This is a genomic window from Amycolatopsis sp. NPDC004079, assembly GCF_040610415.1.
GTDB classification, from domain to species: domain Bacteria; phylum Actinomycetota; class Actinomycetes; order Mycobacteriales; family Pseudonocardiaceae; genus Amycolatopsis; species Amycolatopsis halotolerans.
This window is the reverse complement of sequence record NZ_JBEXMH010000033.1, coordinates 1-21,403: the sequence shown is the minus strand read 5'-3', so window position 1 is coordinate 21,403 and position 21,403 is coordinate 1. Positions and strand designations below refer to the sequence as shown.

Genomic DNA, 21,403 nt, shown 5'->3' with positions numbered 1-21,403 from the left:
CCCTTTCCGGGCGAATGTTCAGCCGGCCGGAGCGTTCTTCCGCTCGTTGACCGTGTCGAGGCTGCCAGCGAGACCTCGCTGTTCGCGTCGGTGAAAGTCACCTACCCTGAGCGGCTCGCCGGGGCTGGCGCGATAAGCTGCTTTCCCGGCTGCGGCAGGAAGACAGGGGCGGTTGCACGCTGATGAGCCCTTTTGTCCAGCAGTTGCTCACGCTGACCGCCGTGCTCTTGGGCGCTGCGGCCTCGTTCACCGCGACGACTCTGGTCGAACGCAGCAAATGGCGACGCCAGTACTCGACGCGGTGGGACGACAACCGGCTCAGCGCATACGCCGAGTACGCAACCGCGCTGAAGTCATGTGCGCAGTTGTCCTACCGCATCGCTGCCACCCGCGGCTATCCGGCGGGCGCCCTGCCGATCGACCTCGACGAGGGCCTAGCCGCGCTCGCCGACGCCGAGAACGAACGCGCGATCAAATGGGAAACCGTGCTGCTCCTCGGCTCGCCGGCGGCAGTCGACGCCGGACGCCGCTGGCACGAGACCGTTTGGAAGCTCAGCTGGGTCGCCCGCGGAAAAGCGACGAACCACGATGACTTCATCGGCCTTTACCACGTCATCGGCACCAAACGGGACGAGTTCTACGCGCACGCCCGCGCCGATCTGGACGTGCGCAGCGGTCGCCTCCCCCTGCCCGATCGCGACTGGCTGCCACCCGCGGACCGGGACCTCCGCGGATGACGTGCTTGGCTGGCACCCGCTCCGGCTCTCCCATCGTTTTGTCCCGTGTCGGCCGGGAAGATGCGAAAGATCCCAAGCCCGCCAAGGAAGATCGGCTTGAACCGTGCGCGGCGTGTTGCCCTACCAGGCTCCGGCGAGTACTCAGGCGAAGGTCAACTTTCGCGGCATCGGATTCGGGGAGCGGCATGACAGCGCAGCTGTGGTCACGACGGACGTTGCTAGGCGGCGCGGCAGGCAGTGCGGCACTGCTCATCACCAGTTGCGCGTCGAAGCAGGCCAAGGCGACCGCCGCCGCTCTGCCGCCTGCTCAGCCTGGCGGGGCGCGCGTGATGATCATCCGGCACGCCGAGAAGCCGTCCGGTTCGACTGGGCCGCAAGGGATCGACGTGAACGGCAATGCCGATTCCCACTCGCTGACCGTCCGCGGTTGGACTCGGGCCGGCGCGCTTGTCGAATTGTTCGCACCAGCGACCGGGACGCTGAGGGAGGGACTCGCCAAGCCGACCGCTGTCTACGCGGCCGGCGGCAACGGCGGCGAGGGCACCCGGCCGCGGGAAACAGCCGGGCCGGTGGCGGAGCGGCTGGGCAAAACCGTCCTCACCACCTACGCCAAGGGCAGCGAGAGCGCGCTCGCGGCGGAGGTCGCCCGGCGGACGGAGCCGACCTTGATCAGCTGGCAGCACGAGGAAATTCCGGCGCTCGCGGCCGCGTTCGGGGCCACCGCGCCGCAGAAGTGGCCGGACGACCGGTTCGACGTCGTCTGGGTGCTGACCCCGGCCGGGTCTGGCTGGACACTCACGCAAGTGCCGCAGCTGCTCCTGGCCGGGGACAGCGCCGAGCCGATCAAGTAAGGCCGCACGCACAGACCCGATCAGCCGAACCTCACTGCCGCTCGAAAGGCAGCTTCTCCCCCGCTTCCACCGCGAACGGCAGGTGATTCCCCTCCGGCGGCAACGGGCAGGTGGCGAAGTCCGTGAACGCGCAAGGCAGGTTCACCGCCCGGTTGAAGTCCAGCGTCACCGTTCCGTCCTCGGACGAGGCGACCGGCAGGGAACGGTTCGCGGCATACGTAGTCACGCCGCTCGTCGAGTCGGTGAAAAGAATGCTGTACCCGCCGGTCTTGCCGTTGAACGCCGTCAAAACGTGCTCGACACCGTCGCGCTCGAAGACAACCCGGCCAGGCGCGGTGTAGACATGCGACAGTCCTTCCACGACCGCGCCAACAGTCGTCGGGCGTGGTTCGTCGAAGGCCTCGAAGCGGCCAGTCAGGACCCACGAGGGATCCGGTTCGTACGCGGGTACGCCGTGGAAGTCCTGCAGCACAGGGGCTTTCGGGTCGTGCACGCGGATCAAGTAGCCCGACCGGCGCGCGACTTCGATCTCTACCGAGCCTGCCGTCACACGGGTGCCCGCACCGCTGTTCACCAGCTCGAAACGGTGGACATCAGTCAGCAAAGTGCCTTCATGCCGCAACTCCCCGCCGTCCGGGTCGACGTAGGCAGCTTCGTCGTCCTGCCACCATCGGCCGGGCAGGCCGGGGTACGTCCGGGGTGCGTTCTCGAGCCAGTCGAGCGACACCAGCGCCAGCCAGCCGTACGGATCGGCCAGAGTCTTTTCCCGCTCCGCTTTCCAGTCCTGCCACGCCTGCGCGAACTCCACCGCCATGTCCGGATCCCTTCAGAGAGTGTCCCCGGCACAACACCGGCCCCGGCATGGCATTCCGGCTCCCAGCACGTGAGAACGGTAGGGTCGCCGGGTGGCGGAGCAGACGGAACAAACCGTGGAGATCTACACCGACGGCGCGTGCAGCGGCAATCCCGGACCGGGCGGCTGGGGCGCGCTCCTGCGGTACGGCAAGCACGAGCGCGAGCTGTACGGAGCCGAGGACACCGTCACCACCAACAACCGCATGGAGCTGATGGCTCCGATCCGTGCGCTGGAGAGCCTCACGCGCGCGGCCGTGGTGCGGATCTATACCGACAGCACGTACGTCCGCAACGGCATCCTCCAGTGGATGCCGCGCTGGAAGAAGAACGGCTGGCAGACGCAGGCGAAGCAGCCGGTCAAGAACGCCGACCTCTGGCAGCGCCTCGACGCCGCCTGCCAGCAGCACGAGGTCGAATGGCTGTGGGTCAAGGGGCACGCCGGGCTTCCGGAGAACGAACGCGCGGACAAGCTCGCGGTCAAGGGATCGCAGGAAGCCGCCGCGTCCGGGGTGCGCCGGGCTCGCGGCTGAGCCCGCGGACCGGATCGCGCCCTGTCACGATCTGGGCGGCGCACTTGGCATCACCGACAAGAAAATTATTCTTGACAACTCGAATCATCGGTTGGCAAGCTCGGCAGTACCCAACGCCGAGAGGACAAGCCATGCCGAAGTTCACGACCGTCGCCGAGTACGTCGCCGCGCAGCCCGAGGCGCTCCGCGACATCTACACCGCCCTCCTGCCCGTGCTCGACGACGCGATGCCCGACCCGGCCGAGCTCTACCACGGCGCTCCCACCTGGAAAGCGGGCAAAAACCCGGTCTGCCTCGCGAAGGCGTACAGCTCGTACGTGACGCTCGCTTTCTGGCGCGGCCAGCTGATCGACGGCGGCCTCGAACCGAGCGCCCGCGAGATGGCGCACGTGAAGCTGCGCAGCGCCGAAGACGTCAACGCCAAGCAGATCGCCGCCTGGGTGCGGCAGGCTCTCGCGCTGGAGACAGAATCAGCGGCGTGACCAACCCCTGCCCCTGCGGGCTGCCCGAGCCCTACGCCGACTGCTGCGGCCGGTTCCACCGCGGCGACCAGCACGCCCCGACCGCCGAGCGGCTGATGCGGTCGCGGTACTGCGCGTTCGCCGTCGGGGAGCCCGGCTACCTCCTCGACACCTGGCATCCCACCACTCGCCCGAAGCGGCTGCGGCTCGATCCCGCGCAGGAGTGGACCCGGCTGGAGATCCTCGGCCAGACCGGCGGCTCGCTGCTGCAGAACGAGGGCACCGTCGAGTTCCGCGCGCACTACCGCCACCAGGGGCGCGACGACTCGCAGCACGAGAACAGCCGGTTCGTCCGCGAGGGCGGGCGCTGGTACTACGTCGACGCGCGCTAAGCGGAACCGCAGGCGAAAATCGGGCGAAAAGACCCCGTCGAGGTCTGTTCCCGGACGCTCCGGGCGGCTACCATCACCGGCAATCGTTAAGGAACTTTACTAACAATCGCCGCCGCCAGGAGCCCGAGGAGGACCGCTCGTGACCCCACGCCGGCCAAGAATGCCCGGACGGCTGTTAGCAGTCGCCGCTCTGACCGCCGCGTTGATCCCCGGCGTCGCCGGGGCCGCTTCGGCCGGACCGGAGCCCGGCCAGGCCGCGATTCCCGGTTATCTCATCCAGTCCTCGGCCAAGGTGTCCGACGACGCCTCGGTGTCGAAGCCGGGCTTCGACGCGAAGGGCTGGTACCCGGTCGGCTCGCAGTCGACGGTCTACGCGGGACTGCTCGCCAACGGCCGCTACTCCGACCCGTTCTACTCCACGAACATGAAGAACGTGCCGGCCGCGGACTTCAAGGTGCCGTGGTGGTACCGCGCCGACATCAAGGTCGCCGACCCCTCGCAGCGCACCTACCTCGACATCAGCGGCGTGCTGTCCAAGGCCGACATCTGGGTCAACGGCACCCGCGTCGCGACCAAGGACGACGTCAACGGCCCCTACACCCGGCACGACCTCGACGTGACCAAGCAGGTCCACGAGGGCGTCAACAGCGTCGCGTTCAAGGTCTACCCCAACGACCCGAACAACGACCTGTCGATGGGCTGGATCGACTGGGCGCAGACCCCGCCGGACCAGAACATGGGTCTCGCCCGCGAGATCGTCGTCCGGCACAGCGGCCCGGTCGCGCTGCGCGGCGCGCACGTGGTCACGAAGCTGAACGTGCCCGCGCTCGACCACGCCGACCTCACGGCGAAGGCCGACGTCCGCAACGACTCCGACTCCGCGGTCCGCGCCACGGTGTCCGGCACCGTCGCGGGCAAACCGGTGAGCCAGGACGTTTCCCTTGCCGCGCACGAGAAGAAGACGGTCTCGTTCCCGGTGGTCGGCGTCGACAAACCGCAGGTGTGGTGGCCCGCCGGAATGGGCGGGCAGCCGATGCAGCAGCTCGACCTGACCGCGACCGTCGGCGGGACCACGTCCGACGCGAGCCACTCCAGCTTCGGCATCCGCGACGTCAAGGCCCCGCTGAACTCCAGCGGCGGGCGGCAGTACGTCGTCAACGGCAAGTCGCTGATGATCAAGGGCGGCGGCTGGTCCCCCGACCTGCTGCTGCGCTGGGACGCGGGCCGGGCGGCGGACAAGCTCGCCTACGTCAAGAACCTCGGCCTCAACACGGTGCGGCTCGAGGGCCACATCGAACCCGACGCGTTCTTCGACCTCGCGGACCGGATGGGCGTGCTGACCATGCCCGGCTGGGAATGCTGCGACAAGTGGGAAGGCCAGGTCAACGGCGACGAGAAGGGCGAGCCGTGGACTGAAGCGGACTACCCGATCGCCAAGGCGTCCATGACCGCCGAAGCCGAGCGGCTGCGCGACCACCCGAGCGTGCTGTCCTTCCACATCGGCAGCGACTTCGCGCCCGACGCGCGGATCGAAAAGGGCTACCTCGACGCGCTGTCCGCGGCGGACTGGCCCGCGGCGGTGATCTCCGCGGCCTCGGCCAAGGCGTCGCCGAAGCTCGGCCCGTCCGGGATGAAGATGAACGGCCCGTACGACTACGTCCCGCCGAACTACTGGTACGACAAGGCGCACAAGGACGCGGGCGGCGCGTGGAACTTCAACTCCGAGACCAGCGCCGGGCCGGACATCCCGACGATGGACACGCTCAAGCGGATGATGACGCCCGCCGAGCTGGAAACGCTCTGGAAGAACCCGGCCGCGCCGCAGTACCACCGCTCCGAGTCGGAGACCTTCGCCAACCTGAAGATCTTCGGCGACGCGCTGGCCGGCCGCTACGGCAAGCCGACGGGCCTGGACGACTTCGTCCGCAAGGCGCAGCTGGCGCAGTACGAGAACGTCCGCGCGGAGTTCGAATCGCACTCCCGCAACTTCACCGATTCGAAGGACCCGTCGACCGGGCTCATCTACTGGATGCTCAACAGCGGCTGGACGTCGCTGCACTGGCAGCTGTTCGACGCCTACCTCGACCAGAACGGCTCCTACTTCGGCGCCAAGAAGGCGAACGAGCCGCTGCACATCCAGTACTCGTACGACACCCGCTCGGCTGAGGTGGTCAACTCCACCACGAAGAAGGCGTCCGGCCTGACCGCCACCGTCGAACTCTTCAACACCGACGGCACGAAGAAGTTCTCGAAGACCAAGAAGGACTTCTCGGTCAACGGCGGCGGCGCGCACGCGAAGGCGCTCGACATCGGTTCGGTCAGCGGGCTTTCGTCCACTTACCTGGCGAAGCTGGTGCTCACCGATTCGGCGGGCAAGGAGGTCAGCCGGAACGTTTACTGGCTGTCCACCAAGGACGACAAGCTCAACTGGAGCAAGTCGGACTGGTACTACACGCCGACCTCGTCGTACGCCGACCTGTCCGGGCTGTCGAAGCTGGGCGCGGCGAAGGTGGCCACCGCGGCGACCTCGGCGCCGGGTCCGGACGGCACCACTGTCACCACGGTGAAGCTCACCAACACCTCGTCGGGCAAGACCCCGGCGTTCATGGTGGACACGCACCTGGTGGACAGCGCGGGCACTCCGGTGCTTCCGGTCAGCTGGTCGGACAACCAGGTCAGCCTGTGGCCGGGCGAATCGGTGACGCTCACCGCCACCTACCGCACGGCCGATCTGCACGGCTCCGCGCCTTCGGTGCGGGTCGCGGGCTGGAACACCGGCACGCAGACCGTACGCGGCTAAGCGCTGTGGGACTAGCGGGCCTGGTCCGCTAGTCCCACAGCCGCCGCTGTCCGGAATCCGGATCGGACACGGTCGTGCTGATGTCGTCGAACAACTGCGTAACCCGGTCCTCCGGCGTGTAAGCCGCCCAGCCCGGATCGCCGGTCGCCACGAACCGGACCCACGTTCCGAACATCTCCTCCGCCATCGCCCGCAGCCGCTCCGGATCGGGGCGGGCGATGGCGAACAGGAAGCGCCAGTTGGGGTTGCGGACGTCGTCGAACACGAACGGCAGGTCCACCCCGTGCGCCGCGCCGAGGCCCTTCCCGCGCGGCGCGATCCGCCAGTCCAGCCGGTACATCCACGCCGTGCCGCCCGCCGCGTGCTGGGTTTCCGCGAGCCGGATCGCCGGCAGCCACCAGTCCCCCGCCGTGCGGACGCGGTTCACCAGCTGGTCTTCGGGCCAGTCCGGCAGCAGCTCCCGGTACGCCTCGGTCATCCGCGCGATGTCGTCCGGTTCGAGCATCGTCGAACCGGTGCCGAGCAGCTTCGCGCCGCCGGTTTGCAGCCAGGAGAACAGGTCCTGCTCGTCGGCAGTGGTTCCGGTGAGAATCCGGACTTCTCGCGCCGCGCCGTCCGCGACCGCTTCGTCCGGCCGTCGCGGCAGGAGATCCCCATCGACGACCACGCGGTACGTCACGAGCGTGCCGAGCTGAGCCGTGACCCGTTGCTGCGCAGTCAAAATCTCCGTGACCGGCAGCGTCGACAGGTCTGCGCTTCCTAACTTGGCCAGCACCGCCTCGCCGACCGCTTCGGCCTCGGCCGGAGTGTGCACGACGGAGCCGACGCCAGTGCCGCTCTGCACGATCGCTTGGCTGAACAGCCCGCGCGCCGCCGGAACCGCCAGCAGCGTCCCGACGGTGCGGCCGCCGTTGGACTGCCCGGCGAGTGTCACGCGTCGCGGGTCGCCGCCGAACGCGGCCACGTTGTCGCGGACCCATTCCAGCGCCAGAACCTGGTCGTGCAGCGACAGATTCCCGTCGGAAACCCCGGGCAGGCGGAGCATGCCGAGCACCCCGAGCCGGTACGCGACGGTCACCACGACCACGCCGCGGCGCGCGTACGCGGACGCGTCGAACTGATGCGGCGCACCCATCACCCCGCCGCCCCCGTGGATCCACATCAGCACCGGATACGAACCGGGCGCTTCGGGCGCGTAGACATTGACGTACAGACAGTCCTCGTCGCCGATGAAGCGTTTCCCGCTCACGTCGGGCTGCGGAGCTTTGGCGGCGAACTCCGTCGCGTCGCGCACCCCGGTCCAGGCCGCCACCGGCACTGGTGGCCGGAACCGCAGCTCCCCCACCGGCGGCTGCGCGAACGGCACCCCCAGGAAACGCCCGACTCCGTCCCGCACCTCGCCGCGGACGGCACCGGCCCGCGTCTCCACCGTCGTCACGATCGGCAGCCTAGCCCCGGCCCCCTCGCACGCTCCGGGGCCGCAGGCGATGATTACGCGGTGGAAATCGCAGCGGAATTGGTGGCGCTGGTCCTGACAGTCCTCCTGGTGACCGTCGTCGCGCGCCGGATGGACTGGTCGGCGCCGCTGTGCCTGGTCGCGGTCGGCGTCGGGGTTTCGTTCATCCCCGGGGTGCCGCAGTACGAGCTGGACCCGGAGATCGTCCTCATCGGACTGCTGCCGCCGCTGCTGTACTCGGCGTCGCTGCAGACGTCGCTGGTCGCGTTCCGCAAGCTGCGCGGGCCGATCGCGCTGCTGTCGGTCGGGCTGGTGGTGTTCACCGCGTTCGGCGTCGGGCTGGTCGCCTGGCTGGTCGTGCCGGGATTGCCGCTGGCCGCCGGGATCGCGCTGGGTGCGGTCGTCGCACCGCCGGACGCGGTGGCGGCGAGCGTGGTCGCGCGGCGCGTCGGGATGCCGCGCAAGCTCGTCCGGCTGCTGGAGGGCGAAAGCCTCTTCAACGACGCCGCCGCGCTCGTCGCATTGCGGACTGCGATCGCGGCGATCGCCGGCGCGGTCAGCCTCTGGCAGGTCGGTCTCGACTTCCTGCTCGCGGCCGTCGGCGGGATCGTCGTGGGCTTCCTGGTCGGGCTGATCGTGACGTACGTGCGCGCGAAACTGGAGGACACGCTCACGGACACCGCGTTGTCGTTCGCGGTGCCCTTCGCGGCCTACCTGCTGGCTGAAGCGGTGCACGGATCCGGCGTGCTGGCAGTCGTCGTCACCGGGCTCATCCAGGGACACCAGACGCCGCGGATCCAGTCCGGCCCGTCGCGGCTGGCGAGCCGGCTGAACTGGGAGACCGTCCAGTTCCTGCTGGAGAACATGGTCTTCCTGCTGATCGGCCTGCAGGTGCGGGGAATCCTGCACGAGGTCGGCAAGAGCGGGCTGTCGCTGTGGCAGCTCGTCGGGATCTGCGCCGCGGTCCTCGCCGCGACGATCCTCACCCGGATGCTGTGGATGGTCGGCATCGGCGTGGTGAAACGCCTCCTGAACACCTTGGGCCTGGAACGCGGCAAGGTGTGGCCGTGGCGCTATTCGGCGGTGATCTCGTGGGCCGGGATGCGCGGCGTGGTCACGCTCGCCGCGGCGTTCGTGCTGCCCGCGGACACCCCGCAGCGCGCGGTGCTCGTGCTGGCCGCGGTCGTCGTGGTGGCCGGGACGCTCCTGGTGCAGGGCATGACGCTGCCGCCGCTGATCCGGCGCCTGCGGCTGCCTCGTCCGGACCCGGCGGAGGACGCGTTGCAGGAGGCCGCCGTGCTGCACGACATGACCCGCGTCGCGCTCGCGAAACTGGAAGAACTGCGGCGTCCGCAAGATCCGCCCGAGGTGATCGAGCGGCTGCGCGACCGGTTGCAGGGCCGGTCTGACGCCGCGTGGGAACAGCTCGGCCGGCAAAGTGCGCTCGCCGAAACCCCGAGCGACGCCTACCGTCGGCTTCGTGTCCAGCTGCTCGAAGCCGAACGCGAACAGTTCCTGAAGGCGCGCGACCGCGGCACCGCCGACGACGCAGTGCTGCGCCGCGTGCTGGCCCGCCTCGACATCGAAGAATCCATGCTCGACCGCGACGAGGAGGAACCCCCGGTGGCCGAACGCGAACTCAGCACCCCCGCCGCCACGGCCGGGTCGTGCAAGCACCTCAGCCACGAGTGGCAGGACAAAGAGCCCAGCTCCCCGGACTCCTGCGCCGAATGCATCGAGGCCGGGATGACGTGGGTGCACCTGCGGATGTGCCTCAAATGCGGGCACGTCGCCTGCTGCGACTCCTCGCCGGGCAAGCACGCCTCGCAGCACTTCCACGAAACCCGGCACCCGGTGATGCGCAGCTTCGAGCCGGGCGAGACGTGGCGATGGTGCTTCGTGGACAAACAACTCGGCTGAACCCACCGGTCAGGGCCGGTTAGGGTCGGGGCATGACCACGCCCGAACAGGAAGTCGAGTACCGCCAGCACCGCTTCAGCCCGCCCTCGGGCGCCACCGAGATCTTCCTGGTGCGCCACGGGGAATCGATGCCGCAACGGCTCAGCGAGCCGTTCGACCTCGTCGACGGCCAGGCCGACCCGGACCTCGCGCCGGAGGGCCGCGACCACGCCGCGCGCGTCGGCGAACGGCTGGTGTCCGAACGCATCGACGCGGTGTACGTCACCACGTTGCGCCGCACCGCGCAGACCGCGGCGCCGCTGGCGGAAAAGCTCGGCCTCACCCCGTCCGTCGAGCCGGATCTGCGCGAGATCCACCTGGGCGAATGGGAAAACGGGCTCTTCCGCAAGCACACCGCCGAGGGGCATCCGCTGGCGCGGAAGCTGTGGGAAGAGCAGCGCTGGGACGTCCTGCCGGGCGCGGAATCCGACGAGGCGTTCGGCCTGCGGATCCGGGCCGCGCTCACGCGCATCGCCGCGGCGCACCCGGATCAGCGAGTCGCGGTGTTCACCCACGGCGGCGTCATCGGCGAGGTGTTCGCGCAGGCGAGCCGTTCGCTGGAGCGGTTCGCGTTCCTGGGCGCGGACAACGGATCGATCTCGCACCTCGTGGTGCACGGCGAGAACTGGCTGATCCGCGGCTTCAACGACCGCTCTCACCTGGCCGCCCCGCTCGGCTGAACCGACTCGTCGCGGCGGATGAACCCCGCCGCGACGAGCTGCACCGTCACCAGCACCGCGATCGCCTCCGCGGCCAGCAGCCCGATCAGCACCAGCACCTGCGTGGTACCGGCCTGCAACGGACTCGCCCCGCCCAGCAGAACGCCGACGTACGCGCCCGGCAACGTCACCAGGCCGACCGTCCGGGTCTGGTCGAGCGCCGGGATCAACGCGTGCCCCGCCGACGGACGGCAGATCTCCAATGCGGCGTGCCGAGGCAGAAACCCCAGCGCGAGCGCGGCTTCGTACTCGCCGCGGCGTTGCTTGAGCTCGTCGAGCGCGCGCCGGGCCGCCTGCGAGGTCGCGGTCATCGAACCGCCGATCACGATCCCCGCGATCGGCACCACCGAAATCGGCTTCGCCGGGACGACCCCGGAACCCAGCACCAGCCCTAGCACCGGGACGACCCCGGACGCCAGCGACAACGCGACCCACCCGATCCGCCGCGGCACCCCGATCCGGCTGGCGGACGTCGCGGCGGCAATGGAGAACATCGCGAGGACGAACAGGCCGGTCAGCCAGTCCGAACGCAGGATGAAGGTGATGACCAGCGAAACGAGCGCGAGCTGCGCGACCGCCCGGACGGCCGCGACCAGCACCGCCCGCCCCTGCCCCAGCTGCCCGAACCGGACGACGGCCGCACCCGCGAGCGTGAGCACGACGAGCACGGCGATCAACGCGGGCCCGAACCCGATCGCACCGTTCACGGTGGTGATCCTGCCGCAGGCGGCGGTACGGCGCGGTGCACCGGGCCGCTTCTCTCTGCCCAGCGCTACTTCACTGAGCTTTCGCTCCAGCGCGCGGAGCTTCTCTCCCCCTTGCCACCCGCGCCCCCTCGCCCAGGCCCGGCGCGCGATGCCAAAGGTCCGTGAGGGGAACCCTGAGGGAATCAGATTCCGTGAGGGTTCCCCTCACGGACCTTTGGCAGGAACAGCGCCACGTAACCCGTCTAGCCAGGCGGTGCACCACAGCCCCTGGCCAGCACCGCGGGAACGAACCCGCCGCACACTGCACTGCTGAGAAAACCCCAATGCCGCATTGGGTGCGTCAGATGCACCCAATGCCACATTCGTTGCGCTCAGCGCACCCAATGCGGCATTGGGGCGCGGCACCGGGGAGCTTCGGACCGACTGGATCAGGCGCTGCAGCTGAGCTGCCGGCCTTCCCCCGCCACCGATTTCTCGGCCACCACGTGCCCGTCGACCCGGATCCGGCACAACAAAGCCCCCGCGCTCTGCGCGACCAGGCTGCTGAACACCGGCTGCGCGGCGGGAGCCTTCCGCTCCACCGTCACCGACCAGGGCAGGTGCACCTCGGCCTGTTGTTCGAGGTCGCCGCCGGTCGCGACGTAGGTCAGGTTGCGCGCGACGTCCCCGCCGGTCAGCTCGTAGACGACCGTGCGGGTCACCTCGCTCACGACCGCCGGTTCGACCGTCACCGACGGCACCGACGCGGCCGGGGCGGGCCGGCCCGGGGTCGCTTTCGGCATGACGTACCACGCGACAGTGACCGCGACGGCGATGACGCCGACCACGACCACCACGCTCCCGAGCGGCCGCAGCCTGCCCGATTCCCCCCGGGCCGCCGTGGGCCGGGTCGCGCCAGGAACACCCATGGAGAGGTCTTCTCTTCTCGAGCGCACTTCCCGCGAGTGCGACGTCTGGTTCTTCGCCAGACCGTTACACGGCGTTAGCCAACCCGAGAAAATTGGCTTCTTTTCACCCTGATGGGGGTAGCTGGGGTTCGCTCACGAGTACGGTCACCACGCACGATGCCGATAACGCTCGCGCACCCCCTGTTTGACCCAGGGTGATCAGTCGACCAGTCCGGCCTCGGACAGCATCCGCAGCACGCGCTGTCCGGCGGGCGGGCAGGCGGCGGCGTCCCCGGCGCGCAGCCACGCGGCTTCGGCGATCTCCGCCGACGGCTCCGGTTCGCCGGTGTGGTCGGCGGTGTAGCAGGTCATCCGGACGCGGCGGCCGTCGGCGAATCCGTCGGCCTGCTCGTCGAGCAGCGCGAAGAACCGGAAGCTGAGCGGGTCGAGCGCGACGCCCAGTTCCTCGCGGATCTCCCGGCACAGGCCCTCGACGTCGCCCTCGCCGGGTTCGCGCTTGCCGCCGGGGAGATAGAACTTTTGCTTGCCGCTGGTGCGGACGGACAGCAGCCGCCGGTCCTTCACGTGGACCCAGGCCAGGGCGTCGATCGGGGTCATGGAACGCATTCTGTCGTACCCGCGAGGCATGATCGTGGGGTGTATCGCGAAAGCCCGCCGCCGGAACCGCTGCGCCGCCTCGTGCGGTGCCGCTGGGAGTCGGTCGAGCCCGGTCCGAAGCGGATCGTTCCCGACGGCTGCGTAGACCTCGTCGCGGGCCACGGCGAGGTGTTCGTCGCGGGGCCGGACACGGCGGCGTGGACGTCGGTGTTCCCGCCCGGCACCCGGTTGCGAGGCCTGCGCTTCCAGCCGGGCGCGGCGGCGGCGATGCTCGGCGTCGGCGCGGACGAGCTGCGCGACAGCCGGATCTCCCTGACGGACCTGTGGAACCACCGCGGCGCGACCCTCGCCGACGAGATCCTCAGCGGCCGCGATCTCGCCGACGCGATGGCCGACGTCGCAACCGAGCAGGCAGCCGCGGCGGACCCGGTGGTGGAGCGGATGCTGGCGCGACTCACCGCCGAGGCTGCCCGGGACGCCGAGATTCCGGGCCGAGGCGAACGGACATCGCGATCCGCAGGGCCGCCAGCGGGAGCAGGCCGGAGCGAGCGGCAGGCGCGTCGGCTGTTCACCCTCGCAGTCGGCTACGGCCCAGCCACCTACCGCCGCGTCCTCCGCCTCCAACGCGCCATCGCACTGGCCCCCGCCACGACGACCCTCGCCGACCTGGCCGTCGCCGCGGGCTACGCCGACCAGCCGCACCTCACCCGCGAATGCCGGACGCTCACCGGCCTCACCCCGAGCGCCTACTTCCCCCTCGTGAAGGTTAATCCCGGTTAGAACCGGCACAACCACTCACGAGGGTCACTCCGCCGCCAAATCCTGTTGCCGCGCAAGGAAATGCGCGGTCTCCACCGTCGCCGGATACAACGCCCGATAATGCGCGTAAAACTCGTCGTACCGATCCGCCCGCTCCGGATCCGGCCGGAGCACCTCGGCGACTGGGTTCCACGCGTCGATATCCGGCTCCAACCCGACCGCCACCGCCGCCAGATACGCGTCCCCGAAACACGCCCCGACAGTTTCCGTCGGAAGATGCTGCGGCGTCCGGGTCACGTCGCTCACGATCCCCGTCCACACGCGCCCCTGCGTGCCGCCGCCGACCGCCACCAACCGGCGCGCGGGCGAGCCCATCGCGGAGAGGTTGTGCCGCACCCCGTAAGCCGTCCCCTCCAAAGCCGCGCGGTACAGCTCGGCCCGGCCGTGCGAGGTGGTCAGCCCGGCGATCACCCCGCGCGCCAACGGATCCGGCACCGGAGTCCGCTCGCCCGCGAAGTACGGCAGCATCACCAGCCCGCGGCTTCCGGCCGGGACGCGACCGGCCGAAGCGACCAGTTCGGCGAAATCGCCGTCGAAGAGTTCCCGCAGCCAGTCGGTGATCGCGCCGGACGTCGCCATTCCCGCGGCCAGCGAGTAGCTGCCCGGCACAACCCCGCGCGTCGCCCACAATCCGGAGACCGGCCGAGCCTCGGCGACAGCCTGGACAAGAAACATCGTGGTGCCGTACATGACCATCGTGTCGCCGGGGTCGCGCACGCCCGCGCTGGTCGCTTCGGCCCACGCGTCGATCGTGCCGCAGGTGACCGGCATTCCGGCCGGCAATCCGGTCTCGGCGGCGGCCTGAGCGGTGACCGTGCCGACGACCTCGGTCGGCCAGGCCAGCCGCGGCAGTTCGATCCCGGGCGCGACGAGCGCGGCCCAGTCCTCCGCCCAGCCGCCCGCGCGCAGGTCGTACATCGGATCGCACTGGCTGGCCGAATGGTGGTCGAGCACGTATTCGCCGGTCAGCCGCCGCACGAGGTACGAGCTCGCCATCAGGAACTGGCGGGCCCGCGCGGCGACGTCCGGCTCGTTCCGGTACAGCCACCGCCACTTCGGGCCGACCGCCTGGCTCGACAGCGCGCTGCCGCAGCGTTCCACAATGGACTCTTCGCCGAGTTCGGCGGTCAGCTCGGCGATTTCGGCGCCGGCCCGCGTGTCGACTCCGTAGAGAATCGCCGGGCGCAGCGGGCGGCCGCCGTCGTCCGCGGGCAGCAGCACCGGGCCGATGCCGCTCACCGCGAGCCCGGCCGGTTTCTGGCCGCCGGCCAGCAATTCGCGGACCAGCTCGGCGAACCCCGCCCACCACACCGTTTCGGCGTCGTGCTCGAACCAGCCGGGCCGCGGGCGGGAGGTGCTGTGCGGGCGGCCGGCGCGCGCCAGTACAGTGCCGTCCGCACCCACGAGGACGCCTTTCGAACTGGACGTGCCGATGTCGATGCCGAGCAACGGGCCCGGTCGCATCACAGCACCCCCGGCAAGCGGACGGTAAACGATTACCGGCAAGGTATTCTGCGCTCACCGGGGTGTCAAGAAAGCCAGGACGAGGAGGCGCGGTGGCCACGATCAGCGACGTCGCCGCCAGGGCAGGCGTCTCGACCGCCACGGTGTCGCGGACCCTGAACGGCAAGTCCACAGTGGACCCGGAGCTGGCCGCCCGGGTGCTCGAGGCCGCCGAGGAACTCGGCTATCACCCGAACGGACTGGCGAGAAATCTGCGCCGCCAGGAAACCGCGGTGCTCGCGCTGATCATCTCCGACGTCGAGAACCCGTTCTTCACCTCGATCGCGCGCGGCGTCGAGGATCTCGCGCAGGTGTCCGGGTATTCGGTGGTGCTCTGCAATTCCGACGAGAACGAGGACAAGGAACGCCGGTACCTCGACGTCGCGCTGCAGGAACGCGTCGCGGGCGTGCTGCTCTCCCCGACCGGCCCGACCACGAACGTCACGCGCCTGCGCCGGCTCGGCACCCCGGTGGTCGCGGTCGACCGGCCGCTGCCGGGCACTGACGGCGACCAGGTGCTCGTCGACACCCGCCGCGCCGCGCGGCAGGCGACCAGGCACCTCGTCGCGAACGGCTACCGGCAGGTGGCGTGCCTGACCGGCCCCTCGGGCGTGCGCACCGCCGACGACCGGCTGGCCGGCTACTTCGACGCGGTCGGCGAGGAGAACGCGGTCTACCGCCGCGCCGAATACCGCGCGGAAGGCGCCCGCCGCGCCGCCGGGGATCTGCTGGACCAGCCGACGCCGCCGGACGCGCTGCTGGTCGCCAACAGCACGATGGCGATCGGGGTCCTGGAGGCGCTCGCGGAGCGGAGCCTGCGGGCCGGGCGGGACATCGGCATCGTCTCGTTCGACGACGCCCCGTGGACCACGCTGATCGACCCGCCGCTGACGGTCGTGGCGCAACCGGCGTACGAGATCGGCCGGGTCGCCGCGCAACTGCTGCTGGCCCGCATCGCCGACAGCACCCGCGAGCCGGTCACCACCACCCTGGACGCGCAGCTGATCGACCGGCAAAGCTCCCACCGCTGACCGGCCGTACCGGGGAACCGGCGGCACGAGAAGAGCCGTCGGAACATGCCCTGGCGCGCGGCGAAATCCGGCGCGCAGGCCAGCGCGAGAAACGGAATCCGGGGGAAACGACGTGCCTGGCGGCCCGGCGGAGATCCGCCGAGCCGCCAGGCACGCCCCACCCCCTGTCCCCCCAGCTTCCGCCGCGGACGGCGGAGCACGGGCCGCACCCGAGGGCGGGAAACCGATTACTCGTTCGCAACGTAAATCCGCGGTCCAGGAGTGTCAAGCACTCGAAAGCCTGGACAAGCCACCCGGTGCGGGGCAGACTGTCCCGACATCGCCTACGCATCGTGTTTACTTCTGTGCGATGCGTGGCGATCTTTGGTGAATTCACCCACAAAAAGGTCGGAAACCGCACGAACCCGCACACACGCGCTAGGCTGAGCGTATGTCGATAGCGCTGGAGAACGTTCTCGCCAGAGCCGGCCTCAAGGCCGACGCGAACGAGTTCCTCACGCTCGTGGAGGACGCGGCCCGCAGGCTGTCGCCGCCCAATCCCGACCCCTCGCACTATTTCTCGCCCGACCAGCAGGCCGCGCTCACCGACGCCGGCCTCGACCTGAGCCCGCGGGACGAGGGCGAGCCGGACTTCCGCGCGCGCACCGTCGCCGCGCACGCCGTGCTCGCCGATTCCGCGCTTTCGGTCGGCCAGGCCGCCGAGATGCTGAACGTCGACGACAGCCGGATCCGGCACCGCCTCAAGGAAGGCAGGCTCACCGGCTGGAAGGACCAGGGATGGCGGCTGCCCGCCTGGCAGTTCAACGGCGCGGGCGTGTTGCCCGGCCTCGAAACCGTGCTGCGCGCCGTTCCCGAGGACCAGCCCGCGCTGGTCGTCGCCGCGTTCATGAACACCCCGCAGGCCGACCTGGTGATCAGCGACCGGCCCGCGACGCCGCGGCAGTGGCTGCTCGCCGGCGGCGACCCCGAGCAAGTGGCCCGGCTCGTCGCCACGCTCGGCTCGCCGTTCTGACCCGCTGACCCCCTCCGCCCGCGCACCGATCCGCCCTCCGTGCGCCGGCCCGCCCCCTGCCCCGACACAGGACGGACAACCTCCCCCGCATGGCCCGGCTCCCCTCGCCTCCGGCGCGGTCGGCTCTGGTCAAGGGGCTGGACCGCAGCCACGACGTGGTTTCGGTGCAGCCCGAGACCCGGCTGGTCCGCATCTTCACCGCGCACGGCAATCACCCGCAGCAGTGGAACACCTTCCGCTACACCGGCCCGCTCCCGCACGGCCGGTTCGACCAGCAGCCGCCCGGCCGCGGCGGCCGTCCGGTCACCGACCCGGGCAACGGCGTGCTGTACTTCGGCCTGACCGTGCGCACGAGCGTCGCCGAGGTGTTCCAGACGACCTCGACGGTGGACCGCACGACGCGCGGCCCCCGGCTGGTCGTGGTGCGCCCGACGCGCGTGCTGCGGCTGCTCGACCTCACCGGCCTGTGGCCGACCCGGGTCGGCGCATCGCAGGAGATCTCCAGCGGCCCGAAGAAGATCACCCAGGCGTGGGCGCGCGCGATCCGCGGCGCGATGCCGGACCTCGACGGGCTCTGGTACCGCTCGTCGATGGACGCGGGCAAGCCCTCGGTGTGCCTGTGGGACCCGCCCGCGGGCGCGGCGCTGCCGATCGCCCCGGACGTCCTGCTTCCGCTGGACCATCCGGGGCTCGACGTGCCGCTCGGGCGGGTGTGCGAGGAGCTGAACTACACGCTGCTCAGCTGAGGTGCCGGGCCCACCAGGCCAGCACCGCCTCGAACCGCTGCACCCGGTGCCGCGGCTTGCCCGAGCGCGTCAGCTCGTGCCCCTCGCCGGGGAACAGCAGGAACTCCGTCTCGACGCCGGCCTGGCGCAGCGCCACGAACTGCCGCTGCGCCTGCTCCAACGGACAACGCCAATCCTGCTCGGAATGCACGACGGCGAACGGGATCCGGATGTCGGCGGCGTAGCTGAGCGGGCTGCGGCGGCGCTGTTCCTCCGGGTCCGCGCCGACGTAGCCCTCGGTGAAGTAGTAGCCGATGTCCGAGCTGCCCGCGAAGGAATCCCACGCGTTCACCGCGCGCTCGCTCCACGCCGCGCGGAACCGGTCCGGGTGCTTCGCGGCGACCCAGCTCGTCATGAACCCGCCGTAGGAACCGCCCATGATCCCGGTCCGCGACGCGTCGAGGTCCGGCCGTTCCAGCGCCTTGTCGAGCAGCGCGAGCACGTCGTCGACGTCGACGGTGCCCATGTTGTGCACCACCGAAGTACCGTGCGACTGCCCGTATCCGGCCGATCCGCGCGGGTTGCCGAGCACGACCGCGAACCCGGCTGACGCGTACACCTGCGCCTCGTCGAACACCGTCCATTCCTGCGGGGCGAACGGTCCGCCGTGCACCACGCGCACCACCGGGTGCGGCCCCTCGCCCTCCGGAAGGACGAGCCAGCCGTGCACCGGGTAGCCGTCCGGCGCGGTCGTTTCCAGTTCCACGACCTCGCAAAGCCCCTTGTCCCGCAACGGCTTCGAGTAGTCAGTGAGCACCCGCGGATCGTTCGGGCCCAGCACCGCCAGCTCGCCCGCGGTGTCCAGGCTGGCGACAACCGCGACGACAGTTTCGCCGTCCACCGCGAATCCGCGGACCGCCGAATGCCCGGCGTGCAGCACGCGCAGGTCCTCGAGCTTCGCGCCGTCGGCGTCCGTCGCGATCGCACGCAGTTCCACCGCACCGCGATTGCGGACGGCGACCAGCACCTCGTCGCCGAGCGGAACCGCCGGACCGGAACCGGTCTCGATGTCCACGGTCTCCACCTCGGTCAGCCGCCGCGGTTTCCCATCCGGCACGACCGAGTACAAACCGGTGTTGGAGGCGACGACGACACCGTCCTCATGGGACGTGCCGAAGAAGTAGAGCGTGCCGTCCGCCGCGTACACCGGCTGATCGGCGTACCCGGCGCAGGCCGCGAGCACCTCGGGTTCGCCGCCGTCGACCGGGAACGCGACGAGGTCGTGCTCGCGCGTTTCAATCCGGTCGAAATCGTGCGGCACGATCACGACGACACGCTCGCCGTCCGGCGTCCAGACCGGCTGGCTGACGCTGTAATCGCGCGGCGTCACCGCTTCCGGCTCGCCCTCCTCGAACGTGTCGAGGACGTACAGCCGCCTCGGCCGGTCGCGCAGGAAGCCGATGTTGTCGAGGCGATAGTCGAGCCGGGTGATGAGCCGCGGCGCCTCGGCGGCAGGTTCCGGCGTGCGCTCGTCGGCGTCCTCGGTGCCGTAGCGGCCCGGCTCGGCTTCCCGCGCGGTGAACGCGAGCCAGCGCGAATCCGGAGCCCACACCGGAGCGTCCGCGCCGAGGTGCAGCGACGTCAGCTTCCGCGCTTCGCCGCCGTCGACGGGCATCACGTGCACCTGCGGGCTGCCCTCGGCACCCTTGCCGTCGCCGGCGCGCAGGAACGCGACCCAGCGTCCGTCCGGCGAAATCGCCGGAGCGGAGTCGCGAGGACCGTGCGTCCACGGGGTTTCGCCGCCGGACAGCGAGATCCGCCGGATCGCGCTGCGGTACTGGTCGGCTTCCAGGTCGGGACTGCTCACCGCGGCGAGCAGGAGGTCACCGCGCAGCGCGGGACGGCCGGGGACGGCGAGGACTTCGATGTCGGCAGGACGCATGCCGACGACCGTACCCGATCCTTAGCAAGGCGAACGACCTATTTCGCCTCTACCGCCCGCCGTTCGTCGCGCTTGGCCTTCGCCAGGCTCAGCACCGTGGTGACGGTGAGGACCACGACGATGACGCCGAGGGACATCCAGTTGCTGATGTCGAGCCAGTCCGGCGCGAGGTGGTACTCGTGCAGGGCGTGCACCACCAGCTTCGCGCCGATGAAGGCGAGGATCACCGCGAGGCCGTAGCTGAGGTACACGAGCTTCGTGACCAGGCCGCCGAGCAGGAAGTACAGCTGCCGCAGGCCCATCAGCGCGAACGCGTTGGCGGTGAAGACGAGGAACGCCTCCTGGGTGATGCCGAAGATCGCCGGGATGGAGTCCACCGCGAACAGCAGGTCGGCCGAGCCGATCGCGATGATCACCAGCAGCATCGGGGTGATCTTCCGCTTGCCGCCTTCCTTCACCAGGTACTTGTGGCCGTGGTAGTCGTCGGTGACCGGGAACAGCTTGCGCACCCAGCGGGTGAGCGCGTTCTCCTGGTACTCCTCCTCGTCGCCGTTGCCGCGCAGCATGCTGATCGCGGTCCACACGAGCACCGCGCCGAAGACGAAGAACACCCAGACGAACTGGTTGATGAGCGCCGCGCCGACCGCGATGAACACGCTCCGCATGCCCAGCGCGAGCAGGATGCCGACGAGCAGCACGCGGTGCTGGTGGATCGCGGGCACCTTGAACGAGGTCATGATGATCATGAAAATGAAGAGGTTGTCCACGCTCAGCGAGTACTCGGTGATGTACCCGGTGAAGAACTGGACCCCGGGGTCGTGCCCGGCGAAGTACCAGACGCCCGCGCCGAACAGAACGGCGCAGCCGATGTAGAAAATCACCCAGCGGGCGGCCTCGCCGGTGGTCACCGCGTGCGGCTTGTGGTCGACGATCACCAGGTCGATCGCGATCAGCGCGAGCAGCCCGCCGACTGTCGCGAACCACAGCCACAGGGGGACAGTCATCTCAGAAACCTCCGGATAGTGCGCAGCAGCAACTAACCGGAGGTCTCTCCCGCCGGTACGAAACCGGCCGACGGTGCCGGGGACCTCGGCGAATGACTCGCCCGGGTCACCGTGCTGACGACACCGCCGCGAAGGAATACTCCCCTCACAGCGCGTTCAGTCTGCCGGTTACAGCCCGCAAACGCCAGCCGAGGTTGCCCACATCACCGAACCAGCCGTGTCTTCTTCACCACTCCGGTCACCCCCCAGCGACTCTCCGAATCCACGAGGCCCCCACGCCCCTTCCGGAACCACCACCGCGCCCCTTACCCCCTTCCAGAACCACCACCGCGGGATCGCGCCGGCGTTTTGGGGCGAGCGGCGGGACAGGCCGAAGGCCCCTCCCGCCGCTCGCC

The 21,403-nt window shown here is 70.1% G+C and carries 20 protein-coding genes; 12 read left to right on the top strand and 8 right to left on the bottom strand.

Features of this window, described 5'->3' with window-relative positions:
* Nucleotides 1–182 precede the first annotated feature (182 nt).
* The gene (locus tag ABZX37_RS29175; RefSeq protein ID WP_354744859.1) at nt 183–737 is read left to right on the top strand and encodes a hypothetical protein; all 555 of its coding nucleotides are present in this window, start codon (nt 183–185) and stop codon (nt 735–737) included.
* Nucleotides 738–922: 185 nt separating this feature from the next.
* Nucleotides 923–1,588: a hypothetical protein gene (locus ABZX37_RS29170; RefSeq protein ID WP_354744857.1), complete on the top strand. Its 666-nt coding sequence runs from the start codon at nt 923–925 to the stop codon at nt 1,586–1,588.
* A 31-nt stretch (nt 1,589–1,619) separates the two neighbouring features.
* On the opposite strand, the gene ABZX37_RS29165 is transcribed toward ABZX37_RS29170, so the two are convergent.
* Nucleotides 1,620–2,402, bottom strand: a complete 783-nt coding sequence (locus ABZX37_RS29165; protein WP_354744855.1) for a DUF1684 domain-containing protein — start codon at nt 2,400–2,402, stop codon at nt 1,620–1,622.
* A 91-nt stretch (nt 2,403–2,493) separates the two neighbouring features.
* On the opposite strand from ABZX37_RS29165, the gene rnhA reads away from it, so the two are divergent.
* The 4 genes from rnhA (at nt 2,494) to ABZX37_RS29145 (ending at nt 6,626) form a co-directional block, all read left to right on the top strand.
* Complete coding sequence (rnhA, locus tag ABZX37_RS29160) at nt 2,494–2,973, top strand: ribonuclease HI (RefSeq protein WP_354744853.1); 480 nt, start codon at nt 2,494–2,496, stop codon at nt 2,971–2,973.
* 131 nt (nt 2,974–3,104) lie between these two features.
* Complete coding sequence (locus ABZX37_RS29155) at nt 3,105–3,455, top strand: DUF1801 domain-containing protein (RefSeq protein ID WP_354744851.1); 351 nt, start codon at nt 3,105–3,107, stop codon at nt 3,453–3,455.
* A complete protein-coding gene (locus ABZX37_RS29150) occupies nt 3,452–3,826 on the top strand; it encodes a YchJ family protein (RefSeq protein WP_354744850.1) in 375 nt (124 codons plus the stop codon). Before ABZX37_RS29155 ends, ABZX37_RS29150 begins: the two co-directional genes overlap by 4 nt.
* 160 nt (nt 3,827–3,986) lie before the next feature.
* Nucleotides 3,987–6,626 (top strand): exo-beta-D-glucosaminidase, encoded by a 2,640-nt coding sequence (locus ABZX37_RS29145; RefSeq protein WP_354744983.1) that lies wholly within the window; start codon nt 3,987–3,989, stop codon nt 6,624–6,626.
* A gap of 28 nt (nt 6,627–6,654) precedes the next feature.
* On the opposite strand, the gene ABZX37_RS29140 is transcribed toward ABZX37_RS29145, so the two are convergent.
* Entirely contained in the window at nt 6,655–8,064 is a 1,410-nt protein-coding gene (locus ABZX37_RS29140; protein WP_354744848.1) for a carboxylesterase family protein, read from the bottom strand.
* Nucleotides 8,065–8,124: 60 nt separating this feature from the next.
* Here ABZX37_RS29140 and ABZX37_RS29135 point away from each other — a divergent pair, with 60 nt between their 5' ends.
* Nucleotides 8,125–10,002, top strand: coding sequence for a Na+/H+ antiporter (locus ABZX37_RS29135; RefSeq protein ID WP_354744846.1), 1,878 nt, complete (start codon nt 8,125–8,127; stop codon nt 10,000–10,002).
* Nucleotides 10,003–10,034: 32 nt separating this feature from the next.
* Nucleotides 10,035–10,721: a histidine phosphatase family protein gene (locus tag ABZX37_RS29130; protein ID WP_354744844.1), complete on the top strand. Its 687-nt coding sequence runs from the start codon at nt 10,035–10,037 to the stop codon at nt 10,719–10,721.
* On the opposite strand, the gene ABZX37_RS29125 is transcribed toward ABZX37_RS29130, so the two are convergent.
* The 3 genes from ABZX37_RS29125 to ABZX37_RS29115 form a co-directional block, all read right to left on the bottom strand.
* Nucleotides 10,697–11,467 carry an ABC transporter permease gene (locus tag ABZX37_RS29125; protein ID WP_354744842.1) on the bottom strand — a complete coding sequence of 257 codons (771 nt, stop codon included), beginning with the start codon at nt 11,465–11,467 and terminating at the stop codon, nt 10,697–10,699. The genes ABZX37_RS29130 and ABZX37_RS29125 overlap by 25 nt on opposite strands.
* Before the next feature lie 428 nt (nt 11,468–11,895).
* A complete protein-coding gene (locus ABZX37_RS29120) occupies nt 11,896–12,375 on the bottom strand; it encodes an MmpS family transport accessory protein (protein ID WP_354744840.1) in 480 nt (159 codons plus the stop codon).
* A gap of 198 nt (nt 12,376–12,573) precedes the next feature.
* On the bottom strand, nt 12,574–12,972 hold the full coding sequence (locus ABZX37_RS29115) for an NUDIX domain-containing protein (RefSeq protein WP_354744838.1): 399 nt from the start codon (nt 12,970–12,972) through the stop codon (nt 12,574–12,576).
* A gap of 39 nt (nt 12,973–13,011) precedes the next feature.
* On the opposite strand from ABZX37_RS29115, the gene ABZX37_RS29110 reads away from it, so the two are divergent.
* A complete protein-coding gene (locus ABZX37_RS29110) occupies nt 13,012–13,752 on the top strand; it encodes a helix-turn-helix domain-containing protein (RefSeq protein WP_354744836.1) in 741 nt (246 codons plus the stop codon).
* A gap of 24 nt (nt 13,753–13,776) precedes the next feature.
* Here ABZX37_RS29110 and ABZX37_RS29105 read toward each other — a convergent pair whose 3' ends face one another.
* Nucleotides 13,777–15,255 (bottom strand): FGGY-family carbohydrate kinase, encoded by a 1,479-nt coding sequence (locus tag ABZX37_RS29105; protein ID WP_354744834.1) that lies wholly within the window; start codon nt 15,253–15,255, stop codon nt 13,777–13,779.
* A 92-nt stretch (nt 15,256–15,347) separates the two neighbouring features.
* Here ABZX37_RS29105 and ABZX37_RS29100 point away from each other — a divergent pair, with 92 nt between their 5' ends.
* The 3 genes from ABZX37_RS29100 to ABZX37_RS29090 all read left to right on the top strand — a co-directional run bounded on the left by ABZX37_RS29100 (nt 15,348) and on the right by ABZX37_RS29090 (nt 18,083).
* The gene (locus ABZX37_RS29100) at nt 15,348–16,325 is read left to right on the top strand and encodes a LacI family DNA-binding transcriptional regulator (RefSeq protein ID WP_354744832.1); all 978 of its coding nucleotides are present in this window, start codon (nt 15,348–15,350) and stop codon (nt 16,323–16,325) included.
* Between the two features lie 430 nt (nt 16,326–16,755).
* The gene (locus ABZX37_RS29095) at nt 16,756–17,337 is read left to right on the top strand and encodes a DNA-binding protein (RefSeq protein WP_344286479.1); all 582 of its coding nucleotides are present in this window, start codon (nt 16,756–16,758) and stop codon (nt 17,335–17,337) included.
* Between the two features lie 89 nt (nt 17,338–17,426).
* Nucleotides 17,427–18,083, top strand: a complete 657-nt coding sequence (locus ABZX37_RS29090) for an RES family NAD+ phosphorylase (protein WP_116206792.1) — start codon at nt 17,427–17,429, stop codon at nt 18,081–18,083.
* Here the strand turns inward: ABZX37_RS29090 and ABZX37_RS29085 are convergent.
* Entirely contained in the window at nt 18,076–20,004 is a 1,929-nt protein-coding gene (locus ABZX37_RS29085) for a S9 family peptidase (protein ID WP_354744830.1), read from the bottom strand. The two genes, ABZX37_RS29090 and ABZX37_RS29085, sit on opposite strands and share 8 nt — an antisense overlap.
* 38 nt (nt 20,005–20,042) lie before the next feature.
* Complete coding sequence (locus tag ABZX37_RS29080) at nt 20,043–21,008, bottom strand: TerC family protein (protein WP_354744828.1); 966 nt, start codon at nt 21,006–21,008, stop codon at nt 20,043–20,045.
* Nucleotides 21,009–21,403: the final 395 nt, after the last annotated feature.